The 16377-nt window shown below is 67.5% G+C and carries 13 protein-coding genes; 5 read left to right on the top strand and 8 right to left on the bottom strand.

Translation table 11 applies throughout. The features are described 5' to 3' along the window. Positions 1-52: 52 nt before the first annotated feature. Entirely contained in the window at positions 53-868 is an 816-nt protein-coding gene (locus tag PW843_30325) for a sulfotransferase (protein MDE1150868.1), read from the top strand. Positions 869-947: 79 nt separating this feature from the next. On the opposite strand, the gene PW843_30320 is transcribed toward PW843_30325, so the two are convergent. After that, a complete protein-coding gene (locus PW843_30320; GenBank protein ID MDE1150867.1) occupies positions 948-2939 on the bottom strand; it encodes a serine hydrolase in 1992 nt (663 codons plus the stop codon). Positions 2940-2959: 20 nt separating this feature from the next. Continuing rightward, entirely contained in the window at positions 2960-5158 is a 2199-nt protein-coding gene (locus PW843_30315) for a TonB-dependent receptor (protein ID MDE1150866.1), read from the bottom strand. Between the two features lie 179 nt (positions 5159-5337). Between PW843_30315 and PW843_30310 the strand changes: the two genes are divergently transcribed. The 4 genes from PW843_30310 (at position 5338) to PW843_30295 (ending at position 9654) form a co-directional block, all read left to right on the top strand. Further along, the gene (locus tag PW843_30310) at positions 5338-6009 is read left to right on the top strand and encodes an XRE family transcriptional regulator (GenBank protein MDE1150865.1); all 672 of its coding nucleotides are present in this window, start codon (positions 5338-5340) and stop codon (positions 6007-6009) included. Between the two features lie 69 nt (positions 6010-6078). Then, positions 6079-7419 carry an MFS transporter gene (locus PW843_30305; GenBank protein MDE1150864.1) on the top strand — a complete coding sequence of 447 codons (1341 nt, stop codon included), beginning with the start codon at positions 6079-6081 and terminating at the stop codon, positions 7417-7419. Further along, positions 7416-8408, top strand: coding sequence for a dipeptide epimerase (locus PW843_30300; GenBank protein ID MDE1150863.1), 993 nt, complete (start codon positions 7416-7418; stop codon positions 8406-8408). The genes PW843_30305 and PW843_30300 overlap by 4 nt, the downstream gene beginning before the upstream one ends. A gap of 337 nt (positions 8409-8745) precedes the next feature. Beyond that, positions 8746-9654, top strand: coding sequence for a LysR family transcriptional regulator (locus tag PW843_30295; GenBank protein MDE1150862.1), 909 nt, complete (start codon positions 8746-8748; stop codon positions 9652-9654). A gap of 34 nt (positions 9655-9688) precedes the next feature. Here PW843_30295 and PW843_30290 read toward each other — a convergent pair whose 3' ends face one another. The 6 genes from PW843_30290 to PW843_30265 form a co-directional block, all read right to left on the bottom strand. Then, positions 9689-10525: an alpha/beta hydrolase gene (locus PW843_30290; GenBank protein ID MDE1150861.1), complete on the bottom strand. Its 837-nt coding sequence runs from the start codon at positions 10523-10525 to the stop codon at positions 9689-9691. Between the two features lie 142 nt (positions 10526-10667). Further along, positions 10668-12026 (bottom strand): MFS transporter, encoded by a 1359-nt coding sequence (locus PW843_30285; GenBank protein ID MDE1150860.1) that lies wholly within the window; start codon positions 12024-12026, stop codon positions 10668-10670. A gap of 229 nt (positions 12027-12255) precedes the next feature. Continuing rightward, entirely contained in the window at positions 12256-13638 is a 1383-nt protein-coding gene (locus PW843_30280; protein MDE1150859.1) for an MFS transporter, read from the bottom strand. A gap of 60 nt (positions 13639-13698) precedes the next feature. Further along, the gene (locus PW843_30275) at positions 13699-14277 is read right to left on the bottom strand and encodes a hypothetical protein (GenBank protein ID MDE1150858.1); all 579 of its coding nucleotides are present in this window, start codon (positions 14275-14277) and stop codon (positions 13699-13701) included. Positions 14278-14291: 14 nt separating this feature from the next. After that, positions 14292-15137, bottom strand: coding sequence for a phytanoyl-CoA dioxygenase family protein (locus PW843_30270; GenBank protein MDE1150857.1), 846 nt, complete (start codon positions 15135-15137; stop codon positions 14292-14294). 278 nt (positions 15138-15415) lie between these two features. Next, on the bottom strand, positions 15416-16342 hold the full coding sequence (locus PW843_30265) for a LysR family transcriptional regulator (protein MDE1150856.1): 927 nt from the start codon (positions 16340-16342) through the stop codon (positions 15416-15418). Positions 16343-16377: the final 35 nt, after the last annotated feature.

Here is a 16377-nt window from a genome sequence, read left to right as displayed (position 1 = left end):
CGGCCGGCATCGACCAGGCGCGGTGCCGGCCGGTCTTTCGTACTGGTAAGCCATGCCCCAGAATCTTCATGTCATTTCCGGCCTGCCCCGGTCGGGGTCCACGCTGCTGGCCGCTCTGCTGTGTCAGAATCCCCGCTTCCACGCGGCGATGACCAGCCCCGTCGCCATGCTGTGCGGCACCCTGCATGCCAAGACGGTGGGGGGCGAGTTCGGTGTCTTCTTCGACGACGCCCGCCGGGCGAGGCTGTTGCGTAGTGTCTTCGACGCCTATTACGAACACGTGCCCGCAGGCAATACCGTCTTCGACACCAACCGCACCTGGACGGGGCGCGCGGCGTTGCTGGGGGCGCTTTATCCCGATAGCCGCGTCATCTGCTGTGTGCGCGATGTCGGCTGGATCATCGACAGCATTGAACGGCTGCTGGGCAAAAACCCGCTGCAACTGTCGCGCGTGTTCAACTTCCAGCCCGGCACGTCCGTCTATGCCCGGGTGGAGACGCTGATGAATTCCGATACCGGCCTGGTCGGCCTGGCATGGAGCACGCTGCGCGAAGCCTGGTTCGGCGACCAGGCGCACCGCCTGATCATCGTGCCCTACGACCATCTGGTCAAGGAACCCGCCCGCACGATGGCACGCTTGTATGAGGCCCTGGGGCAGGCGCCCTTCACCCATGATTTCGAAAACGTCGTCTACGATGAACCGGACTATGACTCCCTGCTGGGCATGCCGGGCCTGCACAAGGTGAGGGAGCGGGTTGAATACCGCGAACGGCGCACCTGCCTGCCGCCCGATCTTTTCGCCAAGTACGGCAGCGCGAATTTCTGGACGAAGCCGGAACTCAACCCCAACGGCGTTTTGGTCCTGTAAGCGGCGGAACCATGGCCACAACCAATGAGAAGGGCGCCCACCCGGCAGGATCCGGGGGGCGCCCGTCGGTTCGGCCGGATCAGAAATCCAGCGTGACCGTCAGCAGCTTCACACTGATCGCCAGCCAGGTCAGGAACAGCAGCGACAGGGCCAGGAGGGCCGACCAGGCCGTGGCCAGGCGATGGCGGCCGGGTCGGGTGGCGATGTCGTAGGTGTTCCAGATCGCCGCCACCGTGCCGACGATGACCAGCAGCAGGATGGCCTGCAGCAGGCGCATCCACACGTCCAGCCGGCCGTCCAGCGCGGAGATGTCCTCGTTCACCATCGACAGGATGACGCCCCAGCCGGCGATGAAGGCCACCACCAGCCAGGTGGTGATCCGGGTGGCCCGGTGCAGGGCCAGCGGCCGCCCGGCGAGGCCGGGGTTGTGGCGATAGCGGCGGCGCACCAGCGCCACGATGGGCCAGGACAGGGCGGTCAGGGCGACGGCCCCCAGGGCCACCGCCACCACCGGCATGATCCAGCCGGCGTTCAGCAAGGCGGGCGCCGGCACGAACTCGATGATGGGGGCGAAGGCGGCGATGGAGAACATCTGGACGTGCCCGTCCTTGACCACTGCGGCCAGGGTGTCGCGGCCGTCCACCTCCTGCCAGCGCCAGGGCGCCACCTCACGCCACTTCTTCGGCACTTTGGCGGCGTTCAGCAGCGAGGACACGGTGATGGTGTCGTCGGCGTTCACACTCACCTGCGTCTCGCCCAGCAGGGCCAGCATCTTCATGAAGTTGCTGACGGACCCCCGGCTGCTGACGTAGTGGCCGGCCAGCAGGGCCCCGTGTTCCCGCGCCGTCGGGGCGGTGGGCAGGGCGGGCGCCGCCTGGGGGAAATAGCGGTCGGTGAAGTCGTCGAACAGCTGGGCGCGCAGGACATGGGCCGCCCCTTCGCGGCCGGCGCTGTTGAACGACATGAACAGGCCGACGCCCCGGCCCAGGTACAGGTGTAGGTCGGAATGGAAGACGTCGGTGTCGCCGCCGTGGCCGACGATGGTCTGGCCGTTGCGGTCCTCATGATAGAAGCCCAGCGCCATGGCCGGCAGGCCGGCGTAGGGGACGTTGGCGTCGGCGTGCATCTGCGTCGCCGTCTGCGGGTTCAGCAGCGGGCCGCCGTCGGCCAGGTGGGCGATCATGAAGCGGGCCATGTCCGCCCCGGTGGCCGACAGGGCGCCGGCCGGCGACATGTCGATGATCTCGAACGGCAGCGGGTCCTTGGACGCCAGGGTGTAGCCCTTGGACATGCCCGGCGCCAATTCCGGGGGCAGGGGCTGGAGGAAGCTGGAATGCGCCATGCCCAGGGGATTGAAGATATGGTCCTGGATGTATTGGGCGAACGGCTCCCCCGACACCCGCTCCACGATATAGCCGGCCAGCGAGGCGCCGTAGTTGGAATAGGCGGGGATGGCGCCCGGCGCCTGGATGCGCTCCGGGATCCAGCGCTTCATGGCCGTGCCCAGCGGCACCGACAGCTTGGGGTCGTTCAGCAGCAGGTACTTGGCCGTTTCCTCGAACCCGCCGGTGTGGGTCATGAGGTTGCGCAGGGTGATGGGCTTGCCGAAGGCCGGCGGGATCTTGAAATCCAGGTAATCGTTGATGTCGCGGTCCAGGTCCAGCGTGCCGGCCTGCACCTGCTGCATCACCGCGGTCCAGGTGAACAGCTTGGAGATGGAGCCCGGGCGGAACAGGGTGGCGGCCGGATCGACGGGGACGTGTTCCTTGACGTCGGCATAACCATAGCCGCGCTGGGTCAGCACCTGGCCGTCCTTGACCACCACGATGACGGCGCCGGCGATGTCGCCCGTGGCCAGGCCGTAGGGCAGGTAGCCGTCCAGCCAGGCGTCCACGTCGGCCTTGGTCAGGCTGGCGGTTGCGGCGGGCGCTTCCGCGGATGGCGTCTCCGTGGCCGGGGCGGTGACGGTGGGCACCGGCGCCGGCGGTTTCAGGTCGGCGGGCGACTGGGCGGCGGCCGGCAGGGCGGCCGCCACGGTCAGAAGGGCGAAAAGCCCTTGTTTCCACTTCATCTGCTGTGTCCTTCCAGACCTCAAAAGCGGACGCCGATGGTGGCGCCGAAGGAACGCGGGCGAATGATGGCGGCCGCAACCGCGCCATTCTGGGCCGACCCCGCGGCGCCCAAATCCATGATGCCCCGGCTGTCGGTCAGGTTGCGACCGAACACCTCCACGCGATAGGCGCCGAAGGTGATGCCGGCATGCGCGTCCAGCTGGCTGAAGGCCGGCAGGTTGCGCTGGCCGTAGTCGGTGTCGAAGGCGGACCGGCGGTCACCGGTGTACCGCCAGCTGATGCCGCCGAATCCGTCCACCGTCCCGTTCAGGGGATGTTCGTATTCCACCGCGATGGTGGAGGAGAAGCGGGCGGTGTAGGGCAGCAGGTCGCCGTTGTGCCCGCCGGTGAGGGCGGAGGTGTCGGCGGTCAGTGCTGCGTCCACGATGGCGCCGTTGGCCGAGATCGTCAGCCCCGTCAGCGGCCTGACGGTGACCGAGGCCTCGAAACCCTGGCTGCGCGCGCTGCCGCCGTTGGTGTTCACGCCGAACCCATCGACCGTGGTCAGCAGCTGGATGTCGCTCCAGTCGATATAGAAGCCGGTGAATTCCAGCGACAGCTTGCGGTCCCACAGTTCCGATTTCACGCCCACCTCGTAATTGGTGGTGGTGTCGGCGGCGAAGGTGTGGGGCACGGCGTCGGGTGTGGTGGGGGGCAGGACGTTGGGGCCGCCCGGCCGATAGCCCCGCGCCACCCGGGCGTAGACCATGAGGTCATCGGTGATCTTGTAGCTGGGGGCCACGGAATAGGTGAACACGTCGTCGGACGACCGGGCGGTGTAGCTGGCGTCGCCGGCCAGCGGCCCGCCGCTGAGCTCCGCCGCCTGCTGTTCATTGTGGCTGTAGCGCCCGCCGAAGGTCAGGGCCAGTTGCGGGGTGAAATGGATGGTGCCGTTGGCGAAGCCGGCATATTCCCGATAGCGGGAGTCGAGGCTGACGGTGGCCAAGCCGGCATAGTCGGCCAGCCGCGCGCCGCTGGCATAGTCAACGCCGTCTATGCCTTGGACCAGGCTGTCCGTTTCCCGGGTGAAGAAGCCGCCCACCGTCCAGTCCAGCCATTTGCCGTCGGTGGAGGCCAGGCGCACCTCCTCCGTGAAGCGGCGCTGTTCCAGGCGCTGGTCTTCGGCGGCCCCCAAATCCGTGCCGAAGGCGGAGGTCAGCAGCGGGCCGTACAGCCCGGTGGCGTCCGCCACCTGTTCCTGCGTCAGGCTGCCGAAACTGGTGGAGGACAGCAGCTGCATGTCTTCGAAATCATAGGTGCCGGTCAGGTTGTAGATGCGGTAACGCATGTCGTTGGGCTGGTTGATCACCTGGGCCTGGGCGTAGGGACCCGCCACCGGCTTCAGGGTCAGGGGATCGACGTCGATCTGGTTGGTGCCGTCGCTGTCCAGGTTCTGCATGACCACACTGGCCCGCAGGGTCAACGCCTCCGTCGGGCGGAACAGGACGGAGACACGGCCGCCATAGGTGCGGTCGTCATTGACGTTCTGGCTGCCCCGTTGGGCATCATCGATATAGCCCGGATCACGGCGGTAGAAACCGCTGGCCCGCACCGCCAGATTGTCCGTGACGGGGACGTTGACGGAGGCGCGGCTGGACCAGCCGGTGTCGCCATGGTCCACATCCTCGAAACTCGTCTCCGCCGAGGCGTGGACGGCGTCGGTGCTGGGGGCGGCGGTCACGTACTTGACCACGCCGCCCAGGGAATTGGCGCCGTACAGCGTGCCCTGAGGGCCGCGCAGGATTTCCACCCGTTCCAGATCCACCGGATCCAGGTCGGGCGCCAGGATGGCGCCGTTGGCCAGCGAGGTGGCGGAGCCGTAGGGCGTCTCATCCACATATGTCGCCACCGTGGCGGCGACACCGCCGGTGTTGATGCCGCGCAGGATCAGCCGGGCCTGGCCCGCCTGGGTTTCCACCAGGGCGGCGCTGGGCACCCGGGTGAAATAATCGTCCAGCCGGTCTGCATGGCTTTGCTGCAAAGCCTCGGACGACAGCGCCGACACCGATTGCGGCACGTCGATCAGCCGTTCCGTCCGCTTTTGCGCCGTGACGACGATTTCCTCCAGCGCGTCGGCGCCCGACGGCGCGTCCGTGCCGGCCGCCGGCTGCGCCCATGCCGCCGTGCTCAGGGCGAGTGCCGCCGCACCCGTCCATAAGGCCCAGGTTCCCCTATTCATTACCCGATCTCCCTGATCGATTGTGGGGGCATGATGGCATGCGTTTCAGATTTGGCAACAGTGTTTCTGTAATGGGTCATTCACAACGCCATGAGGCTGGTTTTCAGGCGGCACCTGATGCATTTTGGAAACAGAGCAGGGCCTGTGAAACACGGGTCATGGGAAACATGGAGAATGGCATGGCCAACCCCGCCCCGGATCGGGCCCATCCGGCCCCCGGTCATCCGGCGGCGGCGCTGAAAGCGGTGCGCATCAAGCAGGGCTTGACCCTGCGCGCGCTGGCGGCCCGCATCGGCATGCCGTTCTCAACCCTGTCCAAGCTTGAGAACGGCAAGATGGAGATGACCTACGACAAGCTGCTGCGCCTGGCGCAGGGCCTGGGCGTGGACATCGCCGCCTTGCTGGCCGGGCCGCCGGAAACGGAGGCGCCGGCGGCCCTGGGGCGCCGCAGCGTGTCGCGCGCCGGCCGGTCTTCCGGCGCCACCTCGGACGTGCATGCCCACCAGTACCCGGCGGCGGATCTGCTGGGTAAGCTGATGGTGCCCATCATCATCGAGGTGCGCGCCCGCAGCGTGGCGGAGATGGGCGGCATGGTCCGCCATTCGGGGGAGGAGTACCTGTACGTCCTGTCCGGCGCCATGGAACTGCACACCGACCTTTACGCGCCTTTGCGGCTGGAGACCGGCGACTCCGTCTATTTCGACAGCGGCATGAGCCATGTCTATGTCCGGGTGAGCGAGGAGACGTGCCGGGTGCTGTCGGTCTGCGCCGGCCCCGGCATCCAGCGCCTGGCCCAGACGGCCGCCAAGGCCTGGAAACTGTCGCCCCCGCCGGAGGATGAGGGCGCCTGATCCGGTTCTTTTTCGAAACGTGTTTCACTTATTGAAACACCCATCGACCTGTGTGATGCTGGCCCCATCATGCAAAACCAATCCCCCGACATCGCCATCGAAATGCAGGATGCCCAACCCTGGCCCCGGCCCTTGGCGGCGTGGTCGGCGGTGGGGTTGTTCTGCGTCGCCGCCGTCCTGTCCTACACGGACCGGCAGATCCTGAGCCTGCTGGTCGACCCCATCCGGGCCGACCTGGGCATCAGCGACACACAGGTCGGCGTGCTGCAGGGCGTGGCCTTCGCCCTGATCTATTCCGTTGCCGGGCTGCCCCTGGGCCGCCTGGCCGACGTGCTGCCGCGCCGCGCCGTCATCAGCGCCGGCGTGGCGCTGTGGAGCGTGGGCACCCTGCTGTGCGGCTACGCCCCGTCCTTCTGGGTGCTGTTCGCCGGCCGGCTGGTGGTGGGCGTGGGCGAGGCGGCCTTGGCCCCCGCCGCCATGTCCATGATCGCCGACATGTTCCCGGCCGAACGGCGGGGCCTGGCCACCGGCGTCTTCATCATGGGCATGACGGTGGGCGGCGGTGTCGCCATTGCCATCGGCGGCGCCGTGCTGGGCCTGGCCGCCGCCGGCGGCTTCAATGGCGTGCCCCTGCTGGACGGCCTGGCCGCCTGGCGGGCGGTGCTGGTGCTGCTGGGCCTGTGCGGCCTGCCCCTGCTGCTGTCGCTGCTGCCCATCCGGGAACCGGCACGGCGCAGCGAACCTGTCGCTGGTGCTGTGGCGGAGGCCATTTCCCTGCGCGACATCCTGGCCCAGCTGGCCACCATCCGCGCCGTGCTGCTGCCCCTGATCGCCTGCTGCGCCTTCATGTCGGTGGGCGACTTCGCCATGATGAGCTGGGCGCCGGCCCTGCTCAGCCGCCGTTACGCCATGGCGCCGGACGCCATCGGCCTGATGCTGGGCACGCTGATCGTCGTGGCCGGCGTCATCGCCACCGTGGCCGGCGGCCTGATCAGCGATGTGGTGGTGAAGCGCCGGGGGCCGTCGGGCCGCATCCAGGTGGCCGCCATCTGTGCCGCCCTGGCCTTTCCCTTCGCCCTGGTGGCCCTGGCTGGCACCGCCAACCAGGTGCTGGCGGCCGTCACCCTGTGGACCCTGTTCTCCAGTGCCGCCGGCACCATCGGCATCACCGCCATCCAGGAGATCGTGCCCAACCGGGCGCGGGGCCTCAGCGTGTCCTTCGTCGCCTTCGGCAACATCATGCTGGGCCTGGGCGGCGGCGCCACCCTGACCGGTTATGTCACCGACCATGTGTTCGCCGACCCGCTGGCCATCGGCCGGTCGCTGACCCTGGTCATCGCCCCGGTGGCCGGTGCCGCCATCCTGCTTTTCCTGTATGCCTCAAGAACCGCGCGGAGTGTCAGCCGGTGAGCCTGTCCATTACCCATCGTCGCGACGCCATGCGCATGCGCGAACCCTTCCGCATTTCCGGATACCTGCTGGAGGCCATGCCCGCCGTCATCGTCACCGTCGGCGACGGCCGCCATGAGGGCCGGGGGGAGGCCGCCGGCGTCTATTACCTGAGCGACGATCCCGCCCATATGGAGCAGGAGATCGAGCGGGTGCGCCCGGCGTTGGAGGCCGGGATCGACCGCCGGGACTTGCAAGGCCTGTTGCCGCCCGGCGGCGCCCGCAACGCCCTGGACTGCGCCCTGTGGGAACTGGAGTCCCGGGTCAGCGGCCGGCCGGTGTGGCAACTGGCCGGCGTGGCGGCACCCAAATCCCTGGTCACCACCTTCACCCTGCCGGCCGACGACCCGGCGGAGATCCTGCGCCGCCTGGCGGCCTTCACCGACGCCACCGCCATCAAACTCAAGCTTGAAGGCGACCTGGCGGCGGATGCGGAGCGGGTGCGCGCCGTGCGCCGGGCCCGGCCGGACGTCTGGCTGTCGGTCGATGCCAACCAGGGTTTCGGTGCGGCTGACCTGGACCCGCTGGCGGCCTTGCTGGTGGACCAGCGCGTTTCCCTGCTGGAGCAGCCCATCCGCCGGGGGGCGGAGCATTTGCTGGACGGCTGGAACAGCCCCATCCCCCTGGCCGCCGACGAAAGCATCCTGGACCTGAAGGAACTGGCGGCCCACCACCGCCGCTTCAACGTCGTGAACATCAAGCTGGACAAGTGCGGCGGTCTGACCGAGGCGTTGGCCATGGCGGCGGAGGCCCGGCGCCTGGGTCTGGGCGTCATGGTGGGCAACATGGCGGGTTCCATCCTGGCGACGGCCCCCGCTTTCGTGCTGGCCCAACTGTGCGACGTGGTCGACCTGGACGGCCCGTATTTCCTGGCCGAGCCGGGGGCCGATCACGGCATCTATTCCCAGGGTCGTATCTTCGTGCCCGAGGTCTTGTGGGGTGTGGGTTAACGCAGCGGCATTAGAGCGGAACGCGATCAGGTGGAATCACCTGATCGTGTAAATCCGCTCTATCATGAACAGCTTAAGGGCAAGATGCGATCACGCGTGATCGCATCTTGCTCTAATGCCGCTGTAGGACGCGACGCGACGGCGTCCGCCGGAGCCTTTCGGGAAGCGTAGCGGACTGAAAGGCGAGGATAGCCCAAGGGCCCGGATGGGCCCGCCCGGCGTCTGAGGGAACATGACTTTCCAACAGTCGGGCAAACCGAACGCAAGCGCATAGCTATCGGGGTGCGTGCCTGTATGCTCCAGTCGCCTCGGCGGAACCTCGTGAGCGATACAGGGTATGAATCTCGTCCAGCTGAAACGGATGATCGCGGTCTATGAAACGGGCAGCCTGCGCAAGGCCTCCCAGATCATCGGCGTCACCCAGCCGGCCCTGACCTCCAGCATCAAGCAGCTGGAGGAGGAACTGAACACCTCGTTGTTCGAGCGTGGGCCCACCGGCGTGCGCCCGACGGAGATTTGCGAAACCCTGGTTCAGCGCGCCAAGCTGATGCTGAACGAGGAACAGCGCATCATCAACGACATCTCGGAAATCAACCGCGTCCCCAGCCTGGCGGTCGGTGTCCACCCCATCATGATGAATGAGGCGCTGGCCCGGGTGATGGCGGGATTCGTCGAACGCTATCCCGCCATCGACCTATGGGTGCGTGAGGGTTACACCTCGCAGATCCTGGCCCTGCTGACCACCGGCGACCTGGACTTCGCCGTCTGCGGCTTCCCCGAGGGGTATGAGCACCAGGACTTCATCTTCGATTCCCTGATCACCCAGGAATACGCGGTGGTCGCCGCCGCCGATCATCCCATCTTCAGGCAGATCGCCGAGGGCGCCCCCTTCGGTCAGTACACCTGGGCCCAGGTCCACGCCTATGACCGTCCCGACATGATCGACCGGAACGAGGACGTCATGCGGGTGATGCGCAAGTTCGGCCATACCGACGACAGCAAGGCCATCAAGTCATCCTCCATCGCCTTCGTGAAGCACCTGATCCTGCACGGCCAGATGATCGGCATGGTGGCGCGCGAGGTGGTGGCGCATGAGCTGAAGGCCGGTACCATGCGGGCCTTGCCGGGGTCGGAAATCCCCGCACCCTCCTTCGGCTTCATCACCCTCAAGGACCGGTATGAGTCCAAGGTCGCGCGGCAGCTGAAGTCCATGATCCGGCACTGGATCGGCCGCGCTTCGCGCTAGGGGGATCGGCCGCGCGGCCAGATCAAGGATCCGGTCAAGGCGCCAGGAAGGCCTCGATCTCCGCCAGCACCAGGGCCTTCTCCAGTTCCAGCACCCCGTGCTTGACGCCCGGTATGTCGAAGCGCCGGCCGTTGGGATAGGTGTGGGACGTTTGATGCGTGACGGTCCACAAATCATCCTCGGGGTTCATGACCAGCACCGGCTGTTTCACCGCCGTCATGGCGCCCAGGAAATCGAAGCGATAGACGGACTGGTAGCCCCAGGTCATGCGGCTGCCCAGCCGCAGGCATTCCGCCATGGCGACGTGCCGCTGTTCCGCGTCGCGGCGCGGGTCGCTCAACTGGCTGATGATGCTCCACAGCTTTTCCACGTGGTTCAGCGTGCCGTCGGGCAGCGGAAACACCGTGGCCAGGTTCGCCAGCTTTTCAGCACGGATGTCGGCCGGGTAAGCCGCCAGGCCGAACACCACCGCCCGGCGCACCCGGTCGGGCAGGGACCGCGCCAGCTGGGTGGCGACCAGGGATCCGGTGTGGAAACCCATCACGTCGAACGGGCCCGCTGGCACCACGCCGTCGGCCGCCAGGTCGGTCATCAGAGTGCCCATGATGTCCGCCAGATCCTCGATGGTGGTGGGGGCGGGGGGCGGGTCGCTCATGCCGTAGCCGGGGGTGTCCGCCGCCACCACCACGCGCCTGGCACCCAGGTCCGGCATCACGGGTAGCCAGTCGCCGCTGTGGCTGGGCGTCTGGTGCAGGCACAGCAGCGGCGGCAGGCCCGCGACCGGGTCCGTCGGCTGGACGACGCGATAGTGAAGCTGGCCGTGGCGGCTGTCGGCATAGGCGCGTTTGACGCTGGTCATGGGGGCGGTCATCGGGGCATGTCTCCAGAGGCGGGCTGGCCTGGGGCCAGCCGCGATCGATCGGAACCGTGATCGGTTCCGGGGTGATGGTCAGGGAAGGGGGCACGAACGCCCAGGCGGCGATGCCCGGGCGTCCACGCAATGGCCGATGGCCTCAGGCGGTGGCCTGGACCACCTTGGCCACATGGCGCGAGGCAACCCAGGCCAGTGTTGCCGACAGCAACAGGGCGGCGATGCCGACAATGGCCATGGAGGAGCCGACGGCGGCCGGCGACTTGAAGACGTGTTCGGTCAGATAGGCCACGGCGATGGGGCCGATGGAGCCGCCGATCATGGTCATGACGAAGGCGTACAGCGCCACCGCCAGGCCGCGCACCCGCAGGGGCGCCACCTCCGATATCACCGACAGCATGGTGGTGCCGTAGAGGGCGCTGGCGAACATCACCTCCGCCAGCAGGATGGTGGCGATGGTGCCGTTGGGGGCGGCGACCGCGACCACCGAGGGGATGCACAGCAGGGCCAGGCCGGCGGCCAGCCGCACCTTACCCACCGCCCCCGCCCGGCGGGCGACGCGGTCGACCAGCACGCTGGCGATGATGGCGCCGATGGCGGCCCAGGCGATGTAGGCGGAGCCCAGACCCTTGCCGGCCGCCCCCAGATTATAGCCGTAGGCGCGGGTCAGCAGCACGGCACCCCAGCCGGTGGCGGCCGCACCGCCCATGGCGAAGAAGGCGAGCGCGCCGTACAGCGGCAGGAACACCGCCCGCGCCGCCCAGAAATGGGTCAGGCCGGCGCGGAATCCGGTCGTCTCTGCCGAGGCCGCGCGCTGCTGCCGTGCCGGTTCGCGCAGCAGGCCCAGCACGGCGGCGATGACGAAACCGAAGGCGCCCACCAGGACGAAGGCGATGCGCCAGGGCGCCAGGGTGCCGATATAGGGCAGGCCGTCGAACGCCCCCTGGGGGGCGACTTGCAGGATATAGCCGCTGACCAGCGAGCCGATGCCGTAGGCGATCATGGTGCCGAAGACGTAGACTGCCATGGGGCGGCCGCGGCCGTGCACCGGGAACAGGTCGCTGATCATGGTGACGGCGCAGGGGCCCAGCACCGCCTCGCCCACGCCGATGAACAGGCGTGAGGTGAACATGCCGCCGAAATCCTGCGCCAGGCCGCCGCCGATGGTGGCGGCACTCCACACCAGGATACCGCCCACCAGCAGCCGGCGGCGGCTGACCATGTCGGCGACCGCCCCCAGCGGCAGCCCGACCGTGACGTAGAAGATGGAAAAGGCGAAACCCTGCAACAGCGCGATGTCGATCTCGGTGATCTTCAGGTCGGCGCGCACGGGGTCGATCACCAGGGCCAGCATGCCGCGGTCGATGGTGGAGATGATCTGCGCCACGCACAGCGTGAAGACGGTGAACCAGGCCACCGCCGGACCGATGGGCCGGGCCAGGGTCGGGATGGATGCCGTGATGGGGGGCGCTGCGCCGTCGCGCACTGTCGTCTCGACCAAGATATTGCCCGCTCCTGTTCAAAGGGCACGCGCCAAACGACAGCCTTATCCGTCCCCAAGTCGAAAACGGATTTCGACTTGAAACGGAGCGGTATGGAATTACTTCCACTGCCAGTGGTATGGCCTAACCCTGTCCATTTATGATTTTCTGGGGCAACGATATAGCAGAACAATGTCATGGACGAGGGGAAAGGCCGGTCCGGCGGGTGCTGAATAGTTTTGGGGCTGATTAGATTTTCTTTGCAGGCAGGGCGGCCGGCGCCAGGGCCACATGCGCCGAACCCGTGCCCCTGGCCTGCGGCGCATCGGCGGATGCCAGCCGGTAGGCGCGCAGGAACAGGCAGGCGGCGGCGGCGGCCAATGCGGGCAGGGCCCACAGCGCCAGGCTGATGCCGGCCACGACACCGGCGGGCTGCATGTCGGTGCCGGCATCCTTGGCGGAGGTGAAACCGACGATGCTGAGGATGGCGCTGAAAACGAAAGTGCCGAAGGCGGCGGTGGCCTTTTCCGTCATGACGAACACGCCGGCCAGGATGCCGTCGCGGCCCTGGTTGCCCGACAGCCGGCGGCTGTGGTCCATGGTGTCGCTCAGCACGGTATAGAGGCCCAGGAAGATGCCGCCGCTGGAAATGCCGCCCAGGGCGCCGATGATCTGGATCCAGGGCTGCGGCTGGGCCACCGGCACCAGGAACCAGCAGGCCATGACCGCCGCCTGCATCAGGGCCGCCGCCATCAGGCCGTTGCGCCGCCCGAAGCGCCGGGCCACCCGCACCCAGATCAGCTGCGACGCCATCATCGCCAGGGTCTGGGTCAGGAAATAGCTGCCCAGGCTGACATCCGACGCCTTCAGGACGTGGCGGGTATAATAAGGTATGGCGGAGATGTGCAGGGCCAGGGCTGCGAACATGGTGACCTTGAAGCCCATCAGGCACTGGAAGGGCTGGTTGGCGCGGATGGCGGCCCAGGCGTCGCGGAAGGACAGGCTGTGCCGCTCCGCCGTCGCGCCCTCATTCTCGGTGATCAGCAGGAAACTGACGGTACCGCCCAGCGCGATCAGGGCGGCCAGGATGATGGCCACCAGGCCGTGGCCCTCACGGTTGCTGCCGATGTGGGCCAGCAGGAAGGGGGCGGCCGAGGTCGCCGCCAGGCCACCCAGGGATGATCCGTAGACGCTGAACGTCATCAGGCGCGACCGTTCGTGGAAGTCCTGGGTGATGGACCGCCCGATGGCCAGGTAGGGGATGCGGAACATGGTGTAGGCGGTGGAGAACAGCAGCAGGCTGAAGCCCATGAAGACGATCATGCCCGTGCCGTGCAGCGCCTGCGGCACATTGAACAGCAGCACCAGGGACAGGGCGGACAGCAGGCCACCCGCCAGCAGGAAGGGGCGGTAGCGGCCGAAGCGGGTATGCGTGCGGCTGCTGATCACCCCCATGACCGGGTCGATGGCGGCGTCGTACACCTTGGACACCACCACCAGCATGCCGGCCAGGCCCATGGCGATGCCGAGGCTGTCGGTCATGAAGCGCAGGTGCAGCAGGCCCACCGCCCCCACCAGCGAGGCCGAGGTGAATGAGCCGATGCCCCAGCCGATCAGCGCCCGCATTTTCATGTATCTACCCCTGCCGGATGTTCGTTTTATTGGAAGGAACTATGAAGACCGAGGCGGCGCCTAGTCCCGCCAAATCTTGGAAATATCCGAACTGCCCGTGGCCGGACAGCCGGCCTTGGGCAACTGCACCGATACCATCAGCGACCCGTCGGGGCCGGAGCGGGAGATGTGGCCCTTGCCGCTGCAATCCTCGGCATAGGCCAGGTCGCCGTGGCGCAGTTCGTAGCGCGTGCCATTGTGCAGTTCGATGATCATGGTGCCGAACAGCGGGATCAGCAGGGTGGGTTGGTTGGCGACGTGGAAGTCGAACCCCGCCCCACCGGCCGTGCCACCGATGCTGACCCGCTCCGCCGTGCGGCGCAGCAACTGGGCGATCTGCGCGCCCTGGGGCGCCTCCACCGGCAGCTGCTCCGCCCGGGTCAGGCCGTCGGGGCCGGTGTACAGGTGGAAGACGCGCTGGATCCAGGGGATGGGCCCGGTGCCGGGGAAATCCAGCGGCACGCCGTTGCGGTGCGGATCGGCCGGCGGTGCCTCCGCCGCCTGCGCGCCCAGGGGCAGGGCCGTGGCGGCCCCGACGCCGGCCATCAGCAGCGCCGCCTTGGCCAGGATGTCTCTTTTGCTGAAGCCGATCTCGTCCATGGGGGCATCCATCCTCAAGCGCGCGGCTGGAAGGCGCGGGGCTCGTCGGCCGGGCGGCGCCAGATCACCGGCAGCTGGTCGCTGGCCGGCGGGTGCACGCCTTCCGGCTGGCTCAGCAGGTCCACGCCGGGGACGTTGGTCAGGCCCTCGCGCGGGCACCAATAGGCATCGTCGCCGATGACGCGCACGGCCAGGCCGGTGCGGTCCAGGTCCACGCTGTCATTGCCCTTGGAGAAGTGCGGGATATCGACGTGGAACAGCACGGCGTCGCCCGGTTCCAGATCCCAGGTGACGAAGCGGAAGGGAAAGTCGGGGTTGCCCCGCTCCTGCTCAAAATTGGGGAAGCGGAAGGTGCCGTCGCCGGCCGGCCCGAAGCGCGATCCGGTGTCGATGCAGTGGTGATGATAACCCGCCACGAACTCGATGCGGCCGTTCTCGGCCGTGACCGGCGACAGGGCGACCCACAGGTTCGGGATCATGGTGCCGGTGAAGGGCCAAAGATGGTCGGCGTGCCACTGCATGATCTGGGGGGAGCCGGCAGGCTTGTGGAACAGGTGGTCGTGGAAGATCTGGATGGTGTCGGCGCCGATGACGCGGCCGATGACCTCACCCGCCGGGGAATTCATCACGAAGTTCCGGAAGGCGCCGGACTTGCGCCACAGATAGGCGACCGAGGTCATGGAGCCGTGCGACGGCCCGGTCATGCCGAAGGCCTGGGGATCCTTCACCACCGCGGCCGCCGCCTGGCGCAGGGTGTCGATCCACTCGGCATCGAACATCTGGCGCAGGCAGACCACGCCGTCGCGGCGGTAATCCTCCACATGCTGGGTGGTGATGGGGTTGAGCGGGTGCTTGTTCATCAGGCTGCTCCACGGGATTTGGATGGCTCACAGGCGGCGGGCCAGCCAGGTGGGCAGGATGCACGGCATCGTGTTCCGGAAACGGCGCCGACATCGGCGCCCCGCCCAAAACAGCCAAATCCCCATCACGCCCGTCCCCCACCCGATGTCGGCCGGGGGCCTTTCCCTGTGGCGGCGACCGCGCCGCAAATTCATTGGGGAAAACTATGGGCAGATGAACGGGTCGGAAGAAGTACCGAATTCTATTACAGCGATAGAGGTTTTCTGTAACTGGCCGCTCACGCCCGCTTGGCCAGCTGGGACGTGCGGCGGTGGGATTGGCGCAGCAGCGATTTGAAGCGCCGTGTGGTCACGGTCTCATAGCTGCCGGTCAGCGTCACCAAGCCGACGGAAGAGGCGCTGATCTGTGATCCCGGCACCCGCCTCAGGGTGCGCGCGGCTACTTCCTCCGCCACGAACTCGTCCGCGATCATGGCCAGCAGGCCGCCTTCCTGGACCAGCAGCTTCAGCAGGCCCATGGAGGAGGAGAAGACCGTCTGCGTGGCGCTGGTGTAGCCGAAACGCGCCAGCAACTCGTCGATCTCGCTGGCGTTGCGGTCGGCGGCCACCAGGTTGGGCACGTCCACCCGCGCCCAGACATGGTCGCCGATCGGTTTCTTGGCTGACAGTTCCTCGAAGATCGGGTGGGTGGGGGCGGCGACGATGGAATATTCCTGGGTGGCCACCGGCTCGAAATCGAAGCCTTCCTTGGCCAGCGCCTTTTCGGTGAAGGCGCAATAGGCGAAGTCGATCTCCCCCCGTTGCAGGCTTTCCAACAGTTGTGAGCTGTAGCCTTCCTTGATCTTGAGGGTGACGTCCTTTTCCTGCTGGCTGAAGCGGGCCGCACAGCGCGCGAAATCGCCGTTCAGCATGATGGGGTGCACCCCCACCTCGATCACCTGCGCCCGGTTGCCGGCCGCGATCTCCGTCACCAGGCGGTGGTGTTCGGACACGATCAGCTTGGCCCGCACCATCAGGCGTTCGCACATCGGCGTGGGGCGGATGCCGCGGGGGCCGCGTTCGAACAGCCGGGTGTTCAGGCTGTCCTCCAGCTGCTTGATGCTCCACGTCAATGCCGGCTGCGACATGCCCAGGCCCTGGGATGCCTTGCGGAAGCTGCCGGCCTCGAAGACGGCGATCAGCCTTTCAAGCTTGCTGATGTTCATGCGGGGGCACCCCTTGGTCCGGCGCGTCAAAAGCG

The sequence above is a fragment of the Azospirillaceae bacterium genome, from assembly GCA_028283825.1.
Lineage (GTDB): Bacteria > Pseudomonadota > Alphaproteobacteria > Azospirillales > Azospirillaceae > Nitrospirillum.
Note: the sequence above shows the minus strand (reverse complement) of the source record. Positions and strands in the feature narration are given on the sequence as shown.

Coding starts and splice junctions, on each gene's coding strand:
- PW843_30320 (MDE1150867.1), bottom strand. CDS start 2,939: ATGAAGTGGAAACAAGGGCTTTTCGCCCTTCTGACCGTGGCGGCCGCC.
- PW843_30325 (MDE1150868.1), top strand. CDS start 53: ATGCCCCAGAATCTTCATGTCATTTCCGGCCTGCCCCGGTCGGGGTCC.
- PW843_30315 (MDE1150866.1), bottom strand. CDS start 5,158: ATGAATAGGGGAACCTGGGCCTTATGGACGGGTGCGGCGGCACTCGCC.
- PW843_30290 (MDE1150861.1), bottom strand. CDS start 10,525: ATGACCGCCCCCATGACCAGCGTCAAACGCGCCTATGCCGACAGCCGC.
- PW843_30280 (MDE1150859.1), bottom strand. CDS start 13,638: ATGAAAATGCGGGCGCTGATCGGCTGGGGCATCGGCTCATTCACCTCG.
- PW843_30270 (MDE1150857.1), bottom strand. CDS start 15,137: ATGAACAAGCACCCGCTCAACCCCATCACCACCCAGCATGTGGAGGAT.
- PW843_30265 (MDE1150856.1), bottom strand. CDS start 16,342: ATGAACATCAGCAAGCTTGAAAGGCTGATCGCCGTCTTCGAGGCCGGC.
- PW843_30305 (MDE1150864.1), top strand. CDS start 6,079: ATGCAAAACCAATCCCCCGACATCGCCATCGAAATGCAGGATGCCCAA.
- PW843_30275 (MDE1150858.1), bottom strand. CDS start 14,277: ATGGACGAGATCGGCTTCAGCAAAAGAGACATCCTGGCCAAGGCGGCG.
- PW843_30295 (MDE1150862.1), top strand. CDS start 8,746: ATGAATCTCGTCCAGCTGAAACGGATGATCGCGGTCTATGAAACGGGC.
- PW843_30310 (MDE1150865.1), top strand. CDS start 5,338: ATGGCCAACCCCGCCCCGGATCGGGCCCATCCGGCCCCCGGTCATCCG.